Origin of the sequence: Arthrobacter zhangbolii, assembly GCF_022869865.1 — a bacterium.
Lineage (GTDB): Bacteria > Actinomycetota > Actinomycetes > Actinomycetales > Micrococcaceae > Arthrobacter_B > Arthrobacter_B zhangbolii.
This window is the reverse complement of record NZ_CP094984.1, coordinates 3,407,819-3,430,537: the sequence shown is the minus strand read 5'-3', so window position 1 is coordinate 3,430,537 and position 22,719 is coordinate 3,407,819. Positions and strand designations below refer to the sequence as shown.

The 22,719-nt window shown below is 65.2% G+C and carries 20 protein-coding genes; 19 read left to right on the top strand and 1 reads right to left on the bottom strand.

What is annotated here, in order from left to right:
- The first annotated feature begins 59 nt into the window (after positions 1-59).
- From MUK71_RS16045 to MUK71_RS15980, 14 genes are all read left to right on the top strand, one after another.
- Positions 60-1,742: an ABC-F family ATP-binding cassette domain-containing protein gene (locus tag MUK71_RS16045; RefSeq protein WP_227928153.1), complete on the top strand. Its 1,683-nt coding sequence runs from the start codon at positions 60-62 to the stop codon at positions 1,740-1,742.
- Positions 1,743-1,756: 14 nt separating this feature from the next.
- Positions 1,757-2,974, top strand: coding sequence for an MFS transporter (locus tag MUK71_RS16040; protein ID WP_227928154.1), 1,218 nt, complete (start codon positions 1,757-1,759; stop codon positions 2,972-2,974).
- Positions 2,975-3,041: 67 nt separating this feature from the next.
- On the top strand, positions 3,042-4,109 hold the full coding sequence (locus tag MUK71_RS16035) for an ATP-binding cassette domain-containing protein (protein ID WP_227928155.1): 1,068 nt from the start codon (positions 3,042-3,044) through the stop codon (positions 4,107-4,109).
- Positions 4,106-4,951 carry an ABC transporter permease gene (locus MUK71_RS16030; protein ID WP_227903089.1) on the top strand — a complete coding sequence of 282 codons (846 nt, stop codon included), beginning with the start codon at positions 4,106-4,108 and terminating at the stop codon, positions 4,949-4,951. The genes MUK71_RS16035 and MUK71_RS16030 overlap by 4 nt, the downstream gene beginning before the upstream one ends.
- Positions 4,952-4,966: 15 nt before the next feature.
- Positions 4,967-5,956 (top strand): ABC transporter ATP-binding protein, encoded by a 990-nt coding sequence (locus MUK71_RS16025; protein ID WP_227928156.1) that lies wholly within the window; start codon positions 4,967-4,969, stop codon positions 5,954-5,956.
- 115 nt (positions 5,957-6,071) lie between these two features.
- Positions 6,072-7,025: an ABC transporter ATP-binding protein gene (locus tag MUK71_RS16020; protein ID WP_227903087.1), complete on the top strand. Its 954-nt coding sequence runs from the start codon at positions 6,072-6,074 to the stop codon at positions 7,023-7,025.
- Between the two features lie 4 nt (positions 7,026-7,029).
- Positions 7,030-7,905 (top strand): ABC-2 transporter permease, encoded by an 876-nt coding sequence (locus MUK71_RS16015; protein WP_227903086.1) that lies wholly within the window; start codon positions 7,030-7,032, stop codon positions 7,903-7,905.
- 157 nt (positions 7,906-8,062) lie between these two features.
- Positions 8,063-9,343 carry a M18 family aminopeptidase gene (locus MUK71_RS16010; protein WP_227928157.1) on the top strand — a complete coding sequence of 427 codons (1,281 nt, stop codon included), beginning with the start codon at positions 8,063-8,065 and terminating at the stop codon, positions 9,341-9,343.
- A gap of 201 nt (positions 9,344-9,544) precedes the next feature.
- Positions 9,545-9,895, top strand: coding sequence for a 30S ribosomal protein S6 (gene rpsF, locus MUK71_RS16005; RefSeq protein WP_227903084.1), 351 nt, complete (start codon positions 9,545-9,547; stop codon positions 9,893-9,895).
- Between the two features lie 36 nt (positions 9,896-9,931).
- Positions 9,932-10,492: a single-stranded DNA-binding protein gene (locus MUK71_RS16000; protein ID WP_227903083.1), complete on the top strand. Its 561-nt coding sequence runs from the start codon at positions 9,932-9,934 to the stop codon at positions 10,490-10,492.
- A gap of 149 nt (positions 10,493-10,641) precedes the next feature.
- Positions 10,642-10,881 carry a 30S ribosomal protein S18 gene (rpsR, locus tag MUK71_RS15995; protein WP_007269381.1) on the top strand — a complete coding sequence of 80 codons (240 nt, stop codon included), beginning with the start codon at positions 10,642-10,644 and terminating at the stop codon, positions 10,879-10,881.
- A gap of 18 nt (positions 10,882-10,899) precedes the next feature.
- Positions 10,900-11,349, top strand: coding sequence for a 50S ribosomal protein L9 (gene rplI, locus MUK71_RS15990; RefSeq protein ID WP_227903082.1), 450 nt, complete (start codon positions 10,900-10,902; stop codon positions 11,347-11,349).
- Positions 11,350-11,957: 608 nt separating this feature from the next.
- Positions 11,958-13,340 carry a replicative DNA helicase gene (dnaB, locus tag MUK71_RS15985; protein ID WP_227903081.1) on the top strand — a complete coding sequence of 461 codons (1,383 nt, stop codon included), beginning with the start codon at positions 11,958-11,960 and terminating at the stop codon, positions 13,338-13,340.
- 56 nt (positions 13,341-13,396) lie between these two features.
- Positions 13,397-14,038 (top strand): cell division protein CrgA, encoded by a 642-nt coding sequence (locus tag MUK71_RS15980; RefSeq protein WP_227928158.1) that lies wholly within the window; start codon positions 13,397-13,399, stop codon positions 14,036-14,038.
- A gap of 96 nt (positions 14,039-14,134) precedes the next feature.
- Here the strand turns inward: MUK71_RS15980 and MUK71_RS15975 are convergent, their stop codons facing one another.
- Complete coding sequence (locus tag MUK71_RS15975; protein WP_227903079.1) at positions 14,135-16,138, bottom strand: APC family permease; 2,004 nt, start codon at positions 16,136-16,138, stop codon at positions 14,135-14,137.
- A 201-nt stretch (positions 16,139-16,339) separates the two neighbouring features.
- On the opposite strand from MUK71_RS15975, the gene MUK71_RS15970 reads away from it, so the two are divergent.
- The 5 genes from MUK71_RS15970 to chvE all read left to right on the top strand — a co-directional run bounded on the left by MUK71_RS15970 (position 16,340) and on the right by chvE (position 22,633).
- Entirely contained in the window at positions 16,340-17,380 is a 1,041-nt protein-coding gene (locus MUK71_RS15970; RefSeq protein ID WP_227928159.1) for a LacI family DNA-binding transcriptional regulator, read from the top strand.
- Positions 17,381-17,546: 166 nt separating this feature from the next.
- Positions 17,547-19,232 (top strand): ribulokinase, encoded by a 1,686-nt coding sequence (gene araB / locus MUK71_RS15965; RefSeq protein ID WP_227928161.1) that lies wholly within the window; start codon positions 17,547-17,549, stop codon positions 19,230-19,232.
- Positions 19,229-19,954, top strand: coding sequence for an L-ribulose-5-phosphate 4-epimerase (locus tag MUK71_RS15960; RefSeq protein ID WP_227928162.1), 726 nt, complete (start codon positions 19,229-19,231; stop codon positions 19,952-19,954). The genes araB and MUK71_RS15960 overlap by 4 nt, the downstream gene beginning before the upstream one ends.
- A 1-nt stretch (position 19,955) precedes the next feature.
- Entirely contained in the window at positions 19,956-21,470 is a 1,515-nt protein-coding gene (gene araA, locus MUK71_RS15955) for an L-arabinose isomerase (RefSeq protein WP_227928164.1), read from the top strand.
- 41 nt (positions 21,471-21,511) lie between these two features.
- Positions 21,512-22,633: a multiple monosaccharide ABC transporter substrate-binding protein gene (gene chvE, locus MUK71_RS15950; protein ID WP_227903074.1), complete on the top strand. Its 1,122-nt coding sequence runs from the start codon at positions 21,512-21,514 to the stop codon at positions 22,631-22,633.
- Positions 22,634-22,719: the final 86 nt, after the last annotated feature.

Sequence of the window (22,719 nt, the reverse complement as noted above, 5' to 3'; positions counted from 1 at the left end):
GGCCCTGAACGGCGGCCGGTGCGCCCGGGCCGGGCAGGCGGAGATGCGAGTATGGAGACGTGGCGCATCTCGACGTATCCAACATTGACTACTTCCTCTCCGACGGCAGGCAGCTGCTCAACGGTGTCAGCTTCAAGGTGGGGGACGGCCACAAGACCGCCCTCATCGGACCCAACGGCACCGGCAAGACCACCCTGCTGCGGATTATCTCCGGCGACCTCGCCCCGGATGAGGGGACCGTCTCCCGGTCCGGCAACATGGGCATCATGCGCCAGTTCGTCGGCCAGGTCCGCGACGACAGCACGGTGAGGGACCTGCTCGTTTCCGCCGCCCCGCCGGCCCTGGCAGCCGCGGCACGGGAGGTCGACGCCGCCGAAACAGCCATGATGGAGCACGACGACGAGCCCACCCAGATGCGCTACGCCACCGCCATTAGCGACTGGGGCGACGCAGGCGGCTATGAGCAGGAGACCGTCTGGGACGAGGTAACCATGGCCGCACTGGGCCTGCCCTTCGACCGCGCCCAGTACCGCAAGGCCGCCTCCCTTTCCGGTGGCGAGCAGAAACGCCTGGTCCTGGAAGCCCTCTTCGCGGGCCCCGACGAGCTGCTGCTGCTCGATGAACCGGACAACTACCTGGACGTACCCGGCAAACGCTGGCTCGAGGCCAAGCTCGCGGAGTCCCGGAAATCAGTGCTGTTCGTGAGCCACGACCGGGAACTGCTGGACAACGCCGCCACCCGGATCGTGACCCTGGAGCCGGGCATCAACGGCGCCTCGGCCTGGATCCACGGCGGCGGATTCGGCAGCTACGTGACGGCCCGCGAGGACCGCAATGCCCGGTTCGAGGAGCTGCGGCGGCGCTGGGACGAGGAGCACCTCAAGCTCAAGGAACTCGTCAACATGTACAAGAACAAAGCCGCGTTCCGTTCCGATATGGCCAACCGGTACCAGGCGGCACAGACCCGCCTGGCGAAATTCCTCGAAGCCGGGCCGCCCGAAGCCCTGCCGATTGAACAGAACGTCAAGATGCGGCTGCGCGGCGGCCGGACCGCCAAGCGCGCCGTGGTGGCGGAGAAGCTGGAGCTGACCGGGCTGATGAAGCCGTTCAGCACCGAAATCTGGTTCGGCGACCGGGTGGGGGTGCTGGGCTCCAACGGGTCCGGCAAGTCCCACTTCCTGCGCCTGCTCGCCCTGGGCGGCACCGACCCGGACCGGGAACACGAACCCGTGTCCGAGGTGGAGATCGCCCCGGTTCCGCACGAAGGCACGGTGAAACTCGGTGCCCGCATCCGGCCCGGGTTCTTTGCCCAGACCATGATGCGCCCCGACCTGGCCGAGCGCACCCTGCTGGACATCCTGCACCGCGGCGACGAGCACCGTTCCGGGCTGGGCCGCGAAGCCGCTGCCGGTGCACTGGACCGATACGGCCTGGCCGCGTCCTCGGAACAAAAATATGAATCCCTGTCCGGCGGCCAGCAGGCCCGGCTGCAGATCCTCCTGCTGGAACTCTCCGGCGCCACCCTGCTGCTGCTGGACGAGCCCACCGACAACCTGGACCTGCACTCCGCCGAAGCGCTGGAAAAAGCGATTGACGCCTTCGAAGGCACTGTCCTGGCCGTCACCCACGACCGCTGGTTTGCCCGCAGCTTTGACCGTTTCCTGGTCTTCGGTTCCGACGGCAGGGTCTATGAATCCGAGACGCCGGTGTGGGACGAAAAACGGGTTGACCGGGTTCGATAGTAGGGAATTCGATAGTGGAGAATACTGCCGTGCGTGAAGTCAACGAATCATCCCTGAATAAAGCACTGATCGCGGTCTTCGTCTGTTTCGGGCTGAACGGGCTGGTCTTCGCCAGCTGGGCGGCCCGGATTCCGGCCGCGGCACAGGATCTGGGCATCGGCGCGGCCGGCGTCGGCCTGCTGCTGCTGTTCTCGGCCATCGGATCGGTGGCGGCGCTGCCGCTGGCCGGTTCCGTGGCGCAGCGGATCGGCACCGCAGGCACCGTGCGCGCCGGCGGCATTACGACGTCGGCGGCCTCCCTGGCGATCGCCGCCGGACTCTACCTGGGCTCCATCCCGCTCACCGGCGCCGGGCTGCTGGTGTTCGGTGTCGGCATCGCCGGGTGGGACGTGGCCATGAACCTCGAAGGCGCCGACGTTGAACGCCGGCTCGGACGCAACATCATGCCGCGTTTCCACGGTGCCTTCAGTGCCGGTTCGTTTACCGGGGCGATGATCGGCGCGCTGCTCTCCTTCGCCGGAGTGTCCCTGTCCCTGCACCTGCTGGCCATCCTGACGGTGGTCTGTGTGATCGTGCTGATTGTCCCCCGAAACTTCCTGCAGCTGCCGCACCAGCCTGAGGGAGCACCCGGCGGCGCTGCACCGGGCCCGGTCTCCCGGTTTGGAGCCTGGCGTGAGGGCCGGACCCTGCTGATCGGCGTCGTAGTGCTGGGCGCCGCCCTGACCGAGGGTGCGGCAAATGACTGGGTGGCCAAGGCCACCGTGGACGGACTGGGAACCACCGAGTCCGTCGGTGCCGTGATGTTTGCCGTCTTCGTGGCCGCCATGACCCTCACCCGCTGGTTCGGCGCCAAACTGATTGACCGCATGGGCCGTGTCCGGGCACTGCGGATCTGCATGAGCGCTTCCCTGGCCGGCCTGCTGCTTTTTGTGCTGGCACCGAACCTCTGGATGGCAGGAACCGGTGCCGTGCTGTGGGGGATTGGCGCGGCACTGGGCTTCCCGATGGGCATGTCCGCAGCAGGCGAGGACCCCGCGCACGCACCGGCGCGCATCTCCGTGGTGTCCACCATCGGCTACACCGCGTTCTTCCTCGGCCCGCCCGTGCTGGGCTTCCTGGGGGAACTCTGGGGCGTGCGGAACGCGCTGCTGGTGGTGGGTGTGGCCATGCTCGTCTCCATCGTTTTTGCCCCGGCGGCTGCTGAACGGAAGCCGGTCTCCGAAACAACCTGAGCACCGCGGACCGGAATTGTCCTCAAAGGGGCGGCGCCGGGGCACCCTCCGGTCCTACTCTCGACGCATGTCCCCTTCTCTGCAGCCTCCTTCCTCCGCAGACCGGGCTCCGCTGATCCAGGCGAACGGGGTCACCAAGGTCTACCAGTCCAAGAGCGGTCCCGTACATGCCCTGGACGGCCTGGACATTGCGGTTCCCGAAGGCACCGTGATGGCGCTGCTCGGTCCCAACGGTGCCGGTAAAACCACGGCGGTGAAGGTCCTCACCACCCTGATCAAACCCGACGCCGGTACCCTCCGGATTGACGGCATTGACGTGCTGGCAGATCCGAAGGCTGTCCGCCGGATCATCGGTGTCTCCGGGCAGTACGCTGCCGTTGATGAGAACCTCACCGGCCAGGAGAACCTGCGGATGGTTGGCCGGCTCTACCACCTGACGCCGAAACAGGCACGTACCCGCGCAGCGGAACTGATCGATATGTTCGAGCTGACGGACGCGGGCAACCGTCCCGTCAAGGGCTACTCCGGCGGCATGCGCCGGCGCCTGGACCTGGCCGGAGCGCTGGTGAACAGTCCCCGGGTGCTGTTCCTCGATGAACCCACCACCGGACTGGATCCGCGAAGCCGGCTGGCCCTGTGGCAGGTCATCAAGGACCTGGTTGCGGGCGGCACCACCCTGCTGCTCACCACCCAGTACCTGGAGGAAGCCGACCAGCTCGCTGACACGGTAGCGGTGATCGACCACGGGGTGGTGATCGCCGAAGGCACCTCGGACCAGCTGAAATCGCGCATCGGCGGGCACAGCGTTGCCGTGGCCCTGATTGACGGCAACGATGCCGGTGCCGCGCGGGCCATCCTCACCCTGCACGGCGCGGGATCCCCGCACACTTCCGATGACGGCAGGACCCTGGAGGTCGCCGTCCAGAACGGACCGGCGTCCCTGCAGCAGGTCCTCGCCGATTTGCAGGAACAGCACATCGGCCTGCACGACGCCGGTATCCGCCGGCCCACCCTGGACGACGTGTTCCTCCAGCTCACCGGCCGCCCGGCCGAGGAGGAACCTGCCCCGGAGGCCGCCGAAGCAGGAGCCGGCACCGGGAAAACGGCGAAAGCCGGAGAAGGGGCGCACCGATGAGCGCCACCGCCACCGGTCTTCCGGCGGCGACGGGCCGCGGACCGTCGTCGGCGCTTAACTGGGTCGACGACGGCTGGACCGTCACCAAGCGCAACCTGATCAAGATCAAGCGCTCCCCGGACATGATCGTCTTTGCCGTGCTGCAGCCGATCATGTTTGTGCTGCTGTTCAGCCAGGTCTACGGCGGATCCATCAGTGTGGCGGGCACGGACTACACCCAGTACCTGATGGCCGGGATTTTTGCCCAGACCGTGGTTTTTGGTTCCACGTTTTCCGGGGCGGCCATGGCCCAGGACTTGAAGGAAGGCATCATTGACCGCTTCCGGACCCTGCCCATGAGCCCCTCAGCCGTGCTGATCGGACGGACTAACTCCGACCTGGCGCTGAACGGAATTTCCATGCTCATCATGATGGGCACCGGGCTGCTCGTGGGCTGGCGGGTCAACACAAACTTCGCGTCCTTCCTGGCGGCCGTAGGCCTGCTGCTGCTCTTCTCCTACGCCTTCAGCTGGGTGATGGCCCTGCTGGGCATGAGCGTGCGGTCGCCGGAGACCATCAACAACGCGTCCTTCATCATCCTGTTTCCCATCACGTTCATTTCGAATGCCTTTGTGCAGAGTTCCACCCTGCCGACACCCCTGCGGATCTTTGCTGATTGGAACCCGGTGTCCGCGCTGGTACAGGCGGCCCGTGAACTGTTTGGCAATCTGGGCACCGCTCCCGTCCCGGACACCTGGCCGATGCAGCACGCCATCCCTACCGTGGTGATTGGATCACTGGTGCTGCTGGTTGTTTTCGTTCCCCTGTCCGTGCGCAAATTCGCCTCGGTCAGCTCCCGGTAGCTGTGAAAGGACACCATGATTGAGGCAGCAGATCTCGCGAAGCGGTTCGGTGAGAAGACCGCCGTCGACGGCGTCACGTTCACGGTCCAGCCGGGGAAGGTCACCGGATTCCTCGGCCCCAACGGTGCCGGGAAGTCCACCACCATGCGCATGATCGTGGGGCTGGACCACCCCACCGCCGGCGCGGTGACCGTCAACGGCCGTCCCTACGCCAGCCACAAGGCACCCCTGCATGAAGTCGGCGCACTGCTGGAAGCCCGGGCGGTGCACCCCAAACGCACGGCGTACAACCATTTGCGGGCCATGGCGGCCACCCACGGCATATCGAACCGGCGGATCAACGAGGTTATCGACATCGCCGGCCTGGGGCCGGTGGCACGCAGGCGCGTAGGAAGCTTCTCCATGGGCATGGGGCAGCGGCTGGGCATCGCAGTGGCGCTGCTGGGGGATCCCCAGACCCTGATCTTCGACGAACCGGTCAACGGCCTGGACCCGGAAGGCGTGCTGTGGGTCCGGCACCTGGTCCGCGGCCTGGCCGCCGAGGGCCGCACCGTGTTCATCTCCTCGCACCTGATGAGCGAAATGGCAGTGACCGCTGACCACCTGATTGTGATCGGGCGGGGCCGGATCCTGGCGGACGCACCCATTCAGGAGGTGATCGGCGGCGGCCGGATACGCACACTGGTCCGCACCGACGACGCCGACGCCCTGGCGGCCGCACTCGGTTCCGCGGACGTGGAGGTCCGCCGGACCGCGCCGGGCCTGCTGGACGTCCTGGGCCTGCCGCCGCGGGCCATTGCCGAGACCGCCCTCGCCCGCAGGATCCTGGTCACCGAACTCACCCCGCAGCAGGAATCCCTGGAGGACGCCTACATGGAACTGACCCGGGGAGAAGTGGAATACGAGTCACAACGCCCCGGCCGGGACGCGGGACCCGCCCGATCGCCGCGGCGGGCGGCCGCCAATGCCCCCGATGACTCAGGGGAAACCCCGAGTCATCCCTAAGGGGGACTACTGATTTAGCCTGAATCATCCCTTGGAACGGTCCGGGACCCGCCGTGCTGGCCTAGTCTGGAGACAGCCCCCAGAACCTGCTTTCCGTTCCTACGTGAGGATCACCATGATCGAGGCACACGGCCTCTCGAAACGCTATGGCGCCAAATCCGCCGTCGACAATGTTTCCTTTACTGTCCAGCCGGGTAAAGTTACCGGCTTCCTGGGCCCGAACGGCGCAGGTAAGTCGACCACCATGCGGATGATTGTCGGCCTGGACCGGCCCACCTCCGGCAAGGTGCTGGTCAACGGCCAGCCGTATGCCCGGCATAAGGCACCGCTGCGCGAGGTGGGGGCCCTGCTGGACGCCAAGGCCGTGCATACCAAGCGCAGTGCCTACAACCACCTCCGTGCGATGGCGGCCACCCACGGTATTTCGGCCAAGCGGGTCAACGAGGTTATTGAGCTGACCGGTCTTGGTCCCGTAGCGAAAAAGCGGGTGGGCGGTTTCTCCCTCGGCATGGGCCAGCGCCTCGGCATCGCCGTGGCACTGCTGGGCGATCCGCATACCGTCATCCTGGATGAACCGGTCAACGGCCTGGACCCCGAGGGTGTCCTCTGGGTCCGCCACCTGGCCCGGGGCCTGGCCTCGGAGGGCCGCACCGTGTTCCTCTCCTCGCACCTCATGAGCGAAATGGCACAGACAGCCGATCATCTGATCGTCATCGGCCGCGGCAGGATCATTGCCGATGCCCCGATCACTGAGATCATCGCCGGCCAGGACAAGATCCGGACGCTGGTGCGCACGGACAACCCGCGCGATCTCCTTCTGGCACTGGACGCGCCCGGCGTTGCCGGCGTCGAGAAGGAAGGCGGCCTGCTGGAAATCACCGGTGCGGATCCGCGCAGTATCGCCGAAACGGCGCTGGAACGGCGGATCCTGGTGTACGAACTGACACCCCAGCAGGTGTCACTGGAGGACGCCTACATGGAACTGACACGAGACGACGTCGAATACCGGTCCCAGGACCTGGTGCAGGAACCTGTTCCTGCGGGAACCGCCTCCGGGAAGGGGAACTAGCAGCGTGAGTACCGCAACAACATCCAAAAACCACCGCACCCCCGCTCCGGCCGGCACCGGCGTCAACTTCATGCGCGTCCTGAAGTCCGAATGGATCAAGGTCAACACGGTCCCCTCCACCGTCATCCTGCTGGCCATCACCGTAGTCGTGATGGTCGGACTGGCAGCCCTCGCCGCCTGGCAGGTGGTGGTTGTGCTGGACATGATCAAGGGAGCAAGCACCCCCGAAGAGGCCATGACCTTCGGCGACCCGCAGATATACCAGGATCTGATCCCGGAAATCCCGGCCAGCGGCCTGTTCTTCGGCCAGCTGCTGATCGCTTCGCTGGCGGTAGTGCTGATTGCCTCGGAATGGGGCACCGGCATGATCCGCTCCACCTTCAGCGCCGTCCCGAAGCGGATTCCTGCGCTGCTGGCCAAGAACCTTGTCATCGCCGTCATCTCCTTCGTCATCGGCGCCGGCGCCGCGTTCATTTCCTATCTCGTAGCCCAGCCGATCCTGAACAGCGGTGACCTCAGCCTGTCGCTGGATGACCAGGGTGTCCTTGCCAGCATCCTGAACACCGGCACCTGCCTGGCACTGATTGCCGTGTTCTCCATGGCGATCGGTACGCTGCTGCGGAACACGGCAGGGGGAGTGGTGACCGCCATCGGCATCATCTTCGTGCTGCCCCTGGTGGTCAGCATTGTCGAGGGCATCGCCGACTGGATCCCCGACGCAGCCCGCTTCCTGCCGAGCAACGCCGGCACCCAGCTGGTAACCGCCGGGACCGTCGCGGACGGAGCACTCACCCAGCTCGAGGGCGGACTGGTGCTCGCAGCCTGGGCGCTGGTGCTGCTCATCATCTCCCTGGTCGTCACCAAGCGCCGCGACGTCTAGCCAAAGACTTCGGTGAGGGCGGCGGCGGAAGAACGGCCGCCGGCGTCTTCACCGGACATCTCCTCCACAATCCCCGGCAGCACCGCTGCCGGGGATTTTTGTGTCTACAGCCGGACGCCGGTTACGCCTGTCCGGACTCCTCTGATTGAATCGGAGCATGTCTGACGCATTGGCCCACGTAAAAGATCTCGGCGCGTTTGTCAGCGCCTCGCCCTCCAGCTTCCATGCCGTCCGGGAAAGCGCCCGCCGCCTTGCCGGGGCAGGTTTCTCCGAAGTCGCTGAAACGGAGGATTTCCCGCGGACCGCCGGCAAATACTTCGTGGTCCGCGACGGTGCGTTCATTGCGTGGGTGGCTCCCGAGGACGCCGGTCCCACCACCGGGTTCTCCATCTTCGGTACGCACACTGATTCGCCCACCTTCAAGCTCAAGCCCCGCCCCACCACCGGCCGCGACGGCTGGCTGCAGGCCGGCGTCGAAGTCTACGGCGGTCCGTTGCTGAACTCCTGGCTGGACCGCGAGCTCCAGCTGGCCGGCCGCATAGTGACCCTCGACGGCACGGAACACCTGGTGGAAACCGGCCCGCTGCTGCGTTTCCCGCAGCTGGCCATCCACCTGGACCGGGCCGTCAATGACGGCCTGAAACTGGACAAGCAGCAGCACATGAACCCCGTCTGGGGACAGGGGGACCCGTCCACCGCGGACCTGATGGAATTCCTGGCTGCCAAAGCCGGCCTGGCCGCGGAAGAGATCGGCGGCTATGACATTGTGGCCGCAGATACCCAGGAGGCGCAGGTCTTCGGCGCCGAGGGTGAGTTCTTCGCTTCCGGCAGGCTGGACAACCTCTCCTCGGTCCACGCCGGCGTAGCCGCCCTGATCGCCGCGGACGTTGCGCCCGGAGCACCCGTTGCCGTGCTGGCAGCCTTCGACCATGAAGAGGTAGGCAGTGGCAGCCGGTCCGGAGCCGCCGGACCATTCCTGGAAGACATTTTGCTGCGCATCGGCGACGGACTCGGCGCAACCACGGCGGAACGGGTCCGCGCCCTGGCCGCGTCCTTCTGCATCTCCGCCGACGTCGGGCACGCCGTCCACCCCAACTACGCCGAGCGGCACGACCCCGCCAACCACCCGGTACTCAACGGCGGCCCGCTGCTGAAGATCAATGCCAACCAGCGCTACACCACGGACGCCCCGGGAACCGCGAAGTGGGCACGCCTCTGCGCAGCGGCCGGTGTGCCCTACCAGGAGTTCGTCTCACATAACTCGGTGCCCTGCGGATCCACCATCGGCCCGCTCACCGCCACCCGGCTCGGCATCCGGACCATCGACGTCGGAATGCCCGTCCTGTCCATGCACTCGGCACGCGAAATGGCCGGCGTCCAGGACCCCCTGCGGCTGGCAACTGTCGCGGAACTGTTCTTCGCTGCCGGAGCTTCGTAGGGCAGTGTCCCGCCCGGCCGACACCGGCGTGTCATTTCCGCCTGCGGAAATCGGATAGGATAGGAAAGTCTGTGCTGTCGGCTTCGGCCGGCAGATTCCCCCTCGCTGCGGATCAGCCGCATGCGATGGGGAGACAACGCAAAAGAACCTCCTGTTACGGAAATACCGTGACCGTACAGCCCAAAGGAGGTGGGTTCACAAATGCGTGCTTATGAACTGATGGTAATCATCGACCCCGAGGTCGAAGAGCGTACCGTCGAGCCTTCGCTCGATAAGTTCCTCAATGTCGTCCGCAACGATGGTGGAACCATCGACAAGGTAGACATCTGGGGCCGTCGTCGCCTGGCCTACGAAATCCAGAAGAAGTCTGAAGGCATCTACGCGGTGGTTAACTTCACCGGTACGCCTGCAGCAGCAGCCGAGCTTGATCGCCAGCTGAGCCTGAACGAGACCATCATGCGCACCAAGATCATCCGCCCGGAAGAGCAGAAGATCTCGAAGAAGGATGCCAAGAAGGCCGCAAAGGACGCTGCAAAGGTTTCCGCAGAGTAATTTTCGGACAACCCGTACAGATATCAGGAGGCTTTCATGGCAGGCGAGACAACAATCACCGTCGTCGGTAACCTAACCAACGACCCGGAACTGCGGTTCACTCCGTCCGGTTCGGCAGTGGCGAACTTCACCATTGCTTCGACCCCGCGGACCTTCGACCGTCAGTCCAACGAGTGGAAGGACGGCGAAACGCTGTTCCTCCGCGCGTCTGTCTGGCGTGAAGCTGCTGAAAACGTCGCCGAGTCCCTCACCAAGGGAACCCGCGTAGTTTGCCAGGGCCGCCTGAAGTCGCGTTCGTACGAAACCAAAGAAGGCGAAAAGCGCACCGTAATGGAGCTTGAGGTCGACGAAATCGGCCCCTCGCTGCGTTATGCCTCTGCCAAGGTCACCCGCACCCAGCGCTCCGGCGGTGGCGGCGGATTCGGCGGCAACAGCGGCGGCGGTGGCGGCTTCGGCGGCAACTCCAACTCCGGTTGGGGCGGCGGCCAGCAGCAGCAGACGCAGTCCGCACCCGCTGACGATCCCTGGGGCGCCCCTGCGGGCGGCAACTCCGGCGGATGGGGCAACGGTCCGGATTCGAACGATCCGCCCTTCTAAACCTCTTCACCCGAAGAGCGGCTTCCCCTTCCGGGTGGCAGCGGCCCTTCACCCGGCGCCCTTGGGCGCCACCCTCAGACGGCAACCGCCGTCGAGCCCATCCCGTGGAAATGTATCCACGGGCTCCACCAGACATAAGGAGCTCCACGATGGCTAAGGCTGAACTTCGCAAGCCCAAACCAAAGTCCAATCCCTTGAAGGCCGCTGACATCACTGTCATCGACTACAAGGACGTAGCATTGCTGCGCAAGTTCATTTCCGACCGCGGAAAGATCCGCGCTCGTCGCGTAACTGGCGTTTCCGTGCAGGAACAGCGCAAGATCGCCCAGGCAATCAAGAATGCCCGCGAAGTTGCTCTCCTGCCGTACTCCGGCGCTGGCCGCGGCTAAAGGAAAGGAACCTAACTCATGGCAAAGCTCATTCTGACCCACGAAGTAACCGGTCTCGGCGCTGCCGGCGACGTCATCGAGGTTAAGGACGGTTACGCACGTAACTACCTCCTGCCCCGCGGCTTCGCTCTGACCTGGACCAAGGGTGGCGAGAAGCAGGTTGAATCCATCAAGGCTGCCCGCGCTGCCCGTGAGCACGCTTCCCTGGAAGATGCTCAGAAGCAGGCTGCAGCTCTCTCCGCCAAGCCGGTCAAGCTGACCGTCAAGGCCGGCGAGTCCGGACGCCTCTTCGGTACCGTCAAGCCCGCCGACGTTGCTGCTGCTGTCGAAGCTGCCGGTCTCGGCGCCATCGACAAGCGCAAGGTTGAACTGCCGACTCACATCAAGTCGGTTGGTTCCTTCCAGGCCAACGTGCGCCTGCACGACGACGTCGCAGCTGTCATCGACCTTCAGGTCGTTGCCGGCTAGCGTCTGACGCAGACGGATAAAACACCCCCCGGTCCTTGGACCGGGGGGTGTTTTTTATTGTCAGGGCGGCGTGCCGGCGGCACCGGCCGGGTGCTTTCACCCGGCCCAACAGAGCACTGATCGGAGGCAGGCAGCAGCGGATGTGTGTTGTCCACAGCTGAATACCTCCGTCTTGTGGATATCCCGCGCACCGAATGTGGATAGTGCAGCCCCTTATGCCTGTTTTTCCGAGCTGTCAACACGCGGCCGCTCACCGGGCGCGCCGGAAAAATAGTCTGTTTACACAGGTGTGGACAAGCATTTGTCCTAGTCAGAGCCATGTTTGGGCCAAAACTAATTATTTATCCACACCCTTATGCCCAGCCTGTGCACAAGACACGCCGCGTTATGCACAAACTATCCACAGGAGCTGTGGATAACTCGTTTGTCGAGCCGGTGCGGGTGGGCATAACGTTGCGGTGAATCCCTTCATCAGACGCATGCCCGCCGAATCCGGATCAATCAGTTCAGCAGGCTCCCCACGGATGTCAGAGCCGGCTGATAGAGATAATCCAATGCTCCGGCAGGGCAGGGATCTAACGTCTTACGCAGGAACGGAAAGGGTCACAGTGTCGCTCACGCATACGGACTCCAAGGCATCATCATCAAGTCCGGATTTCGCGAGGACACCGCCCCAGGACCTGGTTGCCGAACAGTCGGTGCTTGGCGGCATGATGCTGTCCAAGGATGCCATCGCCGACTGTGTCGAGGTGCTCCGGGGCATCGACTTCTACCGTCCGGCCCACGAGGCCATCTACGAGGCCATCATTGACCTTTACGGCCGCGGTGAGCCGGCGGACGCCGTCACTGTCTCGGATGAGCTCACCAAGCGCGGGGAAATCAGCCGCATTGGCGGACCGGCCTACCTGCACACGCTCATCCAGTCGGTTCCAACCGCAGCCAACGCCGGGTTCTACGCCGAGATTGTGCGCGAACGTGCCGTGCTGCGCAGGCTCGTGGATGCGGGCACCAAGATTGTCCAGCTGGGCTACTCCAATGACGGCATGGAAGTTGATGACATCGTCAACGCTGCCCAGGCGGAAGTCTACGCAGTGGCCGAACGCCGCACCGCTGAGGACTATGTCCCGCTGAAGGACATCATCGAAGGCACCGTGGACGAGATTGAGTCCGCCGGGCACCGCGGGGAGGGCATGACCGGGGTTCCCACCGGCTTCTATGAACTCGATGAGCTCACCCAGGGCCTGCACCCGGGCCAGATGATCGTCATCGCGGCCCGCCCCGCCGTTGGTAAATCCACCTTCGCGCTGGACTTTGCCCGTTCCGCGGCCATCAAGAACAACATGACCACGGTGTTCTTCTCGCTGGAAATGGGCCGGAACGAGATTGCCATGCGTCTGTTGTCTGCCGAGGCCACCATTGGCCTGCAGGATCTGCGCAAGGGCACCATCAAGGATGAGCAGTGGGGAAAGATTGCCACCACCATGGGCCGCATGAACGACGCGCCCCTGTTCATTGATGACAGCCCCAACATGTCACTGATGGAAATCCGCGCCAAGTGCCGGCGCCTGAAGCAGCGCCATGACCTCAAACTCGTGGTGCTGGACTACCTGCAGCTGATGTCCTCAGGCAAGCGCGTGGAATCCCGCCAGCAGGAAGTCTCCGAGTTCTCCCGTGCGCTGAAGCTGCTGGCGAAGGAGCTCGAAGTCCCGGTCATCGCGCTGTCGCAGCTGAACCGCGGATCCGAGCAGCGCACTGACAAAAAGCCGATGGTCTCGGACCTCCGTGAATCCGGCTCCATTGAGCAGGACGCCGACATGGTCATCCTGCTGCACCGCGAGGATATCTACGACAAGGAATCCCCGCGTGCCGGCGAGGCCGATGTGATTGTTGCCAAGCACCGTAACGGTCCCACGAAAACCATCGTTGTTGGTTTCCAGGGCCATTACTCCCGATTCTCGAATATGGCAGTGGAAGGCGGAAGCGGGTTCTAACCCCGGTTCCGCAGTTCCAGCCGCCTTTCCCCCCCCACAGCCCCAGGAGATCAGCCGTGCCCAAATCCAAGCCCCGCAAGAAGGCCGTCAGCAAGAAAAAGCAGGCCCGCCGGGCCGAGCACGAAGTCAACGCCATGCTTCGCGGGGAAACCGTGTACTTCAGCGACGAGGCAGAGGCGCTGCTGACCGCCCGCGGCTGGATCAGCGAACGGGACCAGCCCGGCGGCCCGGACCAGGGCGATGCCTGGTACTGGATGCCCTCGCAGCTGCCGGCCTACCTGGAGGAAGGGGAACCGGTCCCCACCTCCGTCTACCCGTCCTCCGAGGCAACCTTCGTGGCGCAGCTTGCCACCCCGGATGGCTCCGTGCCGCCGGATGCCCAGACCGAGTACGCGACCCTGGCCGAGCTTGAAGCGGACCTGGAACGGCTCGAGGCCTTCCGGGTGCCCGAGGGCGCCTGGACGGTCCTGAACGGCGGCCCCTCCCAGGAGGAGACGCCGGCGGACCTGATCGATTCGGTCACGGAAGAATGGGAGCTCATTGCCGAGCTCATCCACTTCCCCTACGCAGAAGAAGGCCCGCGTTCCTTCGCTGCCGTGGAGCAGGCGGTACAGGACGGCAGGTTGACGGAATACGCCTACCGTTCCGTGCTGGCGGGCCGGAATACCGCCGGACCCGCAGGAACTGCCCTGGACTAACCACGGACGGCCCCAAAGTAGCCCTGGTCTCAAATAGCCCCGGCTGACCGCGGCGCCCGGCTGACCGCGGCGCCCGGCTAGCTCCGGCCGGCCCGGCTAACCCCGGTTTCCGGGGCCCGCGCCGGGACCGCCGGCAGGCTCCCCTTGGGCGTCATGGCTGGAGGCGAGCTGCCACGGCACACTGGCGACCATGATCGAGGGTTCGAAGTGCAGCCGCGCTTTGATCCGCAGGGCGGTCTGGTTGTGCAACAGCTGCTCCCACCAGCGGCCCACCACATATTCAGGGATGTACACCACGAACAGCTCCCGCGGCGCGTTGCGGCGGGCCTCGCGCAGATACGCCAGCACGGGGGAGATGGTCTCTCGGTAGGGGGAGGACAGCACGGTCAGCGGCACGGGAATCTGCAGGCGGTCCCATTCAGCCATGGTCCGCCGGGTCTCTTCCGGATCAATATCCACGGTGATGGCATTCAGGCTGGACGGGCGCGAGGCGCGGGCATAGGCAATGGCCCGCAGTGCCGGCTTGTGGATCTGGGAAATCAGGATCACGGCGTTCACCCGGGACGGCAGGGCCAGTCCGTGCTCATCCTCCCGGAGCGTGAGTTCCCGGGCCACGGTGTCATAGTGGACGCGGATGCTGTACATGATCGCGTAGAGGACCGCCATGGCGAGCAGGGCAATCCACGCACCGTGGGTGAACTTGGTGATGATGACAATCAGCAGCACCAGGGCCGTCATCCCGAAACCGAGGGCATTGATGGCCCGCGAACGCTGCATCCGGCGTCGAACGTCCTTGTCCCGTTCCGTGCGCAGTTTCCCCGTCCAGTGCCGGATCATGCCCAGCTGGCTGGCGGTGAAGGAGACGAAAACTCCCACAATGTAGAGCTGGATCAGCCGGGTCACATCCGCGTCGAAGGCGACAATCAGCACCAGGGCGCCCAGTCCCAGGGAGATGATGCCGTTGCTGAACGCGAGGCGGTCCCCGCGGGTGCGCATCTGGCGGGGGAGATAGCCGTCCCTGGCCAGGATGGAGCCGAGGACCGGGAAACCGTTGAAAGCGGTATTGGAGGCGAACACCAGGATCAGCCCGGTGGCTGCCACCACAATGTAGAAGGGGATGCTGCCGCCCCCGAAAATGGTCTCCGCCAGCTGGCTGATCACCGGGTGCTGCACATACCCCTCGCCCACCGGTTCACCGTTGAGGGTGAGCTGTGTGGCCGGGTCCTGTGCCACATGAACCTTGGTGAGGTTGGCCATGGCCAGGATTCCCGCCAGCATGGCCGTGGCAATCACGCCCAGCAGCAGCAGTGTTGTGGCTGCATTGGTGCTCTTGGGTTTGCGGAAGGTGGGGACCCCGTTGCTGATGGCCTCCACCCCGGTCAGCGCTGCCGCGCCGGAGGAGAAGGCGCGCAGCAGCAGGAAGGCACCGGCCAGGCCCACCAGGCCGCTGTCGAGTCCGGCCTCCGGCACGAGGTCAAGGGCCGCGGAGGGCGCCTGTTCGAGGTTTCCGGAGAAGAACTGGACGGCACCCGTGACGCACATGCCCAGCACTGAGGCCATGAAGATGTAGGCCGGCAGCGCGAACACGGACCCTGCCTCCCGGATGCCGCGGAGGTTGATCAGTACCAGCAGGGCAACGCCGATCACCGCAATGGTTGCCTGGTTGCCGTGCAGGGCGGGAACCGCGGTAACCAGATAGGCCGCCGCCGAGGACATGGACACGGCCACGGTGAGCACATAGTCCACCAGTAGCGCGGAAGCGACGGTCAGGCCGGCGGACTTTCCGAGATTGGCGCTTGCAATTTCGTAGTCGCCGCCGCCGGACGGGTACGCGTGCACGTTCTGCCGGTAGGAGGCCACCACGGTGAGCAGGACCACCATTACCGCCAGTCCCACCCACGGTGAGACCGTTACGGCGGTGACGCCGGCGAGGGCCAGGGTCAGCAGAATTTCATCGGGTGCATAGGCAGCCGATGAAAGAGCGTCCGAGGCAAAAACAGGAAGCGCAATCCGTTTGGGAAGAAGGGTGTGCGCGAGGCGCTCGTTCCCGTACGGACGCCCGACCAAAATGCGCTTGAACGCATTGAAGAATGTGAGCACGAGGTCCAACGTTAGACCCGCGCTGCGGGCACTGTCCAGAAGTTCCCGCGCGGGCGCCCGCGGGCTCCGCCGGGGCGGAACGGGCGCCCCGGTTTCCAAGCGGATGATCCGTGGATCCGGCGGCGTGCCGGGGTGCGCCGGAGAACGCGGTCCTGCAGCGTTGGATGCCGCCCGGGCCGCCGGTGCAGTACGGTTCTGACTATGACCAATGAGGGCAGGACGGATTCCCTATCCCCTCGGCGTGCCTCCAATATCCGGGACGTGGCAGCAGCTGCCGGAGTCTCCTATCAGACCGTTTCACGGGTGATCAACGGACACCCGAGCCTGCGGGACTCGACGCGGCAACGGGTGCTGGAGGCGATGGAGCAGCTCCAGTTCCGGCCAAACCGTGCTGCGCGTGCCCTGGTCACCAGGGAATCACGCATTATCGGCGCACTGGTGGCATCCGGAGCGGAGTACGGGCCGACGGCCACCCTGCAGGCGGTCCAGAATGCGGCGAATGAGGCCGGGTACGTGGTGGACGCCGTGCACATCGACAACGCAGACCGTTCCTCCATTGAGAAAGCGCTGGACCGGCTGATGAGCCATGCCGTCGAAGGGCTGGTGCTGCTTGCCCCGCAGTCCAGGACACTGGAAGTGATTGAACAGCTCTCCATCCGGATTCCGTTTGTCACCGTGCATTCGCTGCACAGCGAGGACCACCGTATGTCAGTGGACCAGCTCGCGGGGGCGCGGCTGGCCACCCGCGCTCTGCTGGAACTGGGGCACCGGAAGGTGGTCCATGTTCCCGGGCCGGAAGGATGGGTGGAAACCGAAGCCCGCCGCCAGGGGTACCTGGAGGAGATGACGGCATGGGGCCTCGCGCCCGCAGTTGTTTCGGCAGGGGAGTGGACCGCGGAGTCGGGGTACCGGGTAGGCGCTGAACTGCGCAATGGCCTGCAGTTCAGTGCGGTGTTCTCCGGGAATGACCACATTGCCCTGGGTCTGGTGCATGCCTTCGCTGAGGCCGGACTGCGGGTCCCCGAAGATGTGAGCGTGGTTGGTTTTGATGATGTGCCCGAGGCAGCGCACTTCCTTCCTCCGCTGACCACCGTCCGGCAGGACTTCCCCGAACTGGGCCGGCGCTGCGTTGCCGTCCTGCTGGGCGAGCTGCAGGGCCGGGATCCGGTAAAGACCGGTGATGTGGCGCCGAAACTGGTGCGCCGCGGTTCCACTGCGGCGCCGCCGGCGTCTTTTGCCTAAAGACCACCTGCACGGGCGTTACCAAACCGTTACCAACTTTAGTGTCCCCCATCACGTTTTCGGGAGTAGCGTAACTGCAACAACGAAATGTGACCGTTCACATTAACGGACCTCCACGGTTCCGGCCACGGTCACGGGTCTACCGGTCTACGACAATGAGGTCACCGTGCAGCAGAGGAATGATCCCGCCCATGTAGTGGGCATCGACTACGGCACCCTCTCCGGGCGGGCCGTCGTCGTACGGGTGGATGACGGCGCCGAACTCGGGTCCGCGGTGCACCCCTACCGGCACGGAGTGATGGACACGAACCTGGCTGCCACCGGTGCACCACTGCCGCCCGACTGGGCGCTGCAGGTCCCGGCGGACTACATAGAGGTCCTGCAGCACGCGGTACCGGCGGCCATCCGGGCTGCGGGCATCGATCCGGCATCAGTCATTGGGGTGGGTACCGACTTCACCGCGTGCACCATGGTTCCCGTCACCAAGGACGGCACCCCGCTGAATGAGCTTCCCGGGCTCCAGGACCGTCCGCACGCCTACGTGAAGCTCTGGCGCCACCACGCGGCGCAGGCGCAGGCGGACCGGATTAACGAACTCGCCGGGCAGCGCAACGTTTCCTGGCTGCCGCGCTACGGCGGGCTGATCTCCAGCGAATGGGAATTTGCCAAGGGGCTGCAGCTGCTGGAAGAGGACCCCGAGCTGTACGAACGGATGGATCACTGGGTGGAAGCCGCGGACTGGATTGTCTGGCAGCTGACCGGTAACTATGTGCGAAACGCCTGCTCAGCGGGGTACAAAGGCATACTGCAGGACGGCGCATACCCGGACCGGGATTTCCTGGCGGCACTGAACCCGGACTTTTCCGGGTTTGTTTCCGGGAAGCTCGAACACCCGGTGGGCAGCCTGGGCTCAGCCGCCGGGACGCTCAGCGAGCAGGCAGCGGCCTGGACCGGCCTGCCGGCCGGAATTCCGGTGGCCGTCGGCAACGTGGACGCCCATGTGTGTGCGCCGGCGGCCGGGGTGGCCGGCCCGGGCCGGATGGTCGCGATAATGGGCACCTCCACCTGCCACGTGATGAACGCCGAAATCCTGCGCGACGTGCCGGGAATGTGCGGCGTGGTGGACGGCGGCATTGTCGAGGGCCTCTACGGCTACGAGGCCGGCCAGTCAGGTGTCGGAGACATTTTCGGCTGGTTCACCGCACACTTCGTCCCCGCCGAACTGACCCGGGAGGCGGATGACCGCGGGATGAGCGTGCATGATCTGCTCACCGAACAGGCTGCAGGGCAGGAGGTAGGCGCCCACGGGCTCCTTGCCCTGGACTGGCAGTCCGGGAACCGCTCCGTCCTGGTGGACCATGAGCTTTCCGGCCTGCTCGTGGGACTGACCCTGGCAACCCGCCCGCACGAGGTGTACCGGGCGCTGCTGGAAGCCACGGCCTTCGGCACCCGCACCATTGTGGAGGCCTTCACCTCCTCGGGCATTCCGGTGACGGAGTTCGTCGCGGCGGGGGGACTCGTTCGGAACCGGTTCCTGATGCAGATCTACGCCGACGTCCTCGGCATGCCGATCTCCGTCATTGGCAGCGACCAGGGCCCGGCACTCGGCTCCGCCATCCACGCTGCCGTGGCCGCCGGTGCGTACCCGCACGTGCGGGACGCCGCGGCTGCCATGGGGAGGGTGCACCGCAACGAGTTCCTGCCGGATTCGGAGCGTTCGCAGGCCTATAACGCGCTGTACGCGGAATACACGGCGCTGCATGACTATTTCGGCCGGGGCGGCAACGACGTCATGCGGAAGCTGAAGGCCATACGCCGCTCAGCCCGCCTGGTCCGTGAGGTGAGCGCATGAGTATTCCAGGGAACGGTTTCGAGCAGGCAGTTGCACGCGTTCGCGCAGAGGTGGCAGCCCTGCACGGCGAACTGGTGCGGTACGGGCTGGTGGCGTGGACGGCCGGAAACGTTTCCGGCCGGATTCCCGGCACCGGATACTTCGTCATTAAGCCCAGCGGCGTCGGATATGCGGACCTCAGTCCGGAATCCCTGATCCTGTGCGACCCCGACGGGGGTCCCGTGGCCGGAAGCCAGGACGCAGGCCTGTCTCCGTCCAGCGATACGGCAGCCCATGCCTACGTGTACCGCAACATGCCCGGAACCGGGGGAGTAGTGCACACCCACTCTCCGTATGCCACGGCCTGGGCGGCGCGCGGTGAAACGATTCCCTGCGTGCTTACCGCCATGGCTGACGAGTTCGGCGGGGAGATCCCCGTGGGCCCCTTCGCCATCATCGGCGATGACTCGATTGGCCGCGGCATCGTTTCCACCCTTCAGGGCCACCGGTCCCGCGCAGTCCTGATGCGGAACCACGGTCCCTTCACCATCGGCCGGGACGCACGCGACGCCGTCAAGGCAGCTGTCATGCTCGAGGACGTTGCCCGCACGGTCCACTTCGCCCGCCAGCTCGGGGAACCCCTGCCCATCGAACCGGCGCACATCGACGCCCTGTTCGAGCGATACCAGAACGTGTACGGCCAGCAGCCGGCAGCAACCCCATCAAGTTCAGGAGTGCACTGACGTGAGTCCCCTCAACACCACGCTCGAACCCTACGAGGTCTGGTTCCTCACCGGCAGCCAGGACCTCTACGGAGAAGACACGCTGCACCAGGTAGCCGAACAGTCCAAGGCCATTGTCGGCATGCTCGACGACGCCGGCCTGCCGCTGCGCCCGGTCTGGAAACCGACACTCACGGACACAGGCTCCATCCATGCGGCAGCGCTCGCCGCCAATGCGGCGGAAAACGTCATAGGCGTGATTGCCTGGATGCACACCTTCAGCCCCGCGAAAATGTGGATCCGCGGGCTGGACGCGCTGCGCAAGCCGCTTCTTCACCTGCACACGCAGATCAACGTGGAACTGCCGTGGGCGGAGATCGACTTCGATTTCATGAACCTGAACCAGGCTGCGCACGGGGACCGGGAATTCGGCTATATCTCCACCCGCCTGGACGTGCCCCGCAAGACCGTCGTCGGGCACGTTTCCGCCCCCGCCGTTATTGCCCAGATTGCCTCCTGGCAGCGTGCCTGTGCCGGCCGGGCAGCCATGCAGGGCATGCGGGTTGCCCGTTTCGGCGACAACATGCGCAACGTTGCCGTCACCGAAGGGGATAAGACCGAAGCCGAACTGCGCTTTGGCGTCTCCATCAACAGCTGGGGGGTCAATGACCTGGTGGAGGTGATGGACGCGCAGTCCGAGGACAGCGTGGACAAACTGATCGCTGAGTATGAAGACATCTATGACGTTTCCCCGGAGCTGCGGCCCGGCGGAAGCCGGCACGAATCCCTGCGCTACGGGGCGCGGCAGGAACTTGGCCTGCTCCAGTTCCTTGAAGAAGGCGGTTTCGGCGCCTTCACCACCAATTTCGAGGATCTGGGCGGACTGCGGCAGCTGCCGGGACTCGCCGTCCAGCGGCTGATGTTCAGCGGCTACGGTTTCGGCGCCGAAGGGGACTGGAAAACCGCCATGCTGGTGCGGGCGGCCAAGGTAATGGGCGCCGGCCTGCCCGGCGGCGCCTCCCTGATGGAGGACTACACCTACCATCTGGTGCCCGGCGAGGAGAAAATCCTTGGCGCACACATGCTCGAGATCTGTCCCAGCCTCACCACGGACAAACCCAGCCTGGAAGTACACCCGCTGGGCATCGGCGGACGGGAAGACCCAGTCCGCCTGGTGTTCAACACAGACCCGGGCCCCGGCGTCGTCCTGGCCATGTCCGACATGCGCGACAGGTTCAGGCTGACCGCCAACACGGTGGACGTGGTTCCTCCGGACGCCCCGCTGCCGAACCTCCCCGTGGCCCGCGCCGTCTGGCAGCCGCATCCCGATCTCGCCACCTCCGCGGCCGCCTGGCTCACCGCCGGCGCCGCCCACCACACCGTGCTCAGCACCGCCCTCGGGGCGGACGTGCTCACCGACTTCGCGGAGATGTCCGGCGTGGAACTGCTGCTGATCGACAACACCACGGACCTGCGCGCCTTCCAGCGGGAAGTCCGCTGGAATGCGGCCTATTACCGGCTCGCCCAGAAACTCTGAACCCACCTCACCAAGGCACGGCAACCACGAAAGGCATGACCATGACACGCAAACCCACACTGAAGCGGGTACTTATCGGCGGAGTCTCGCTGAGCCTGGCCCTCAGCATGAGCGCCTGCGCCGGCAACCGCGGCGGCGGGGACGCCGGCGGGGACTCCAACGAGGGCGCCAAGATCGGCGTCGCCATGCCCACGCAGCAGTCCGAACGCTGGATCGCCGACGGTGAGAACGTCAAGTCCCAGCTTGAGGAACTTGGCTACGAGGTGGACCTGCAGTACGCCAACGATGACATCCCCACCCAGGTCTCCCAGATCGAGAACATGATCAACGGCGGCGCCGAGGCCCTGGTCATTGCCTCCATTGACGGCACCACGCTGACCGGTGTGCTGGATACCGCCGAAGCCCAGGACATCCCGGTGATCGCCTATGACCGGCTGATCAACGAATCCGACACCGTGGACTACTACACCACCTTCGACAACTACGAGGTGGGGGTGCAGCAGGGCACCTCACTGCTCACCGGTCTGGGCGTCCTGGACGACGCCGGGCAGCCGACCGGGGAAAAGGGTCCGTTCAACGTCGAACTGTTCGCGGGCAGCCCGGATGACAACAACGCCACGTTCTTCTGGGACGGCGCCATGGACACCCTGCAGCCCTACCTTGATGACGGAACCCTGAAGGTCCCCAGCGGGCAGACCGCCTTCGAGCAGGCTGCCATCCTGCGCTGGCTGCCGGATACCGCCCAGGACCGGATGGAGGACCTGCTGACCGTGGGCGGCGGTGCACAGATCGACGGCGTGCTCTCCCCGTATGACGGGCTGTCCATCGGCATCATCTCCGCCCTGCGCTCCGGCGGCTACTCCGGGGAGAACCTGCCCGTGATCACCGGCCAGGACGCGGAAGTGGGCTCGGTGCAGTCGATCATGAGCGACGAGCAGTACTCCACGATCTTCAAGGACGTCCGCGAGCTCGGCAAACGCGCCGTGCTGATGGTTGATGCCCTGATGAAGGACGAGGAACCGGAAACCAATGACGAGGAGACCTACGACAACGGCGCGAAGGTAGTGCCGGCGTACCTGCTCGAAAGCCAGATCGTCACCGTCGACAACTATGAGGAAGTCCTGGTGGACAGCGGTTACTACGAGGCCTCCGACCTTAAGTAACACCCGGCAGGTGGCGGCCCGGTACCGGCCGCCACCTGTACCACCATCGAAAGTCCAGGACAGGGAGGTCCGCGTGAGTGACTACA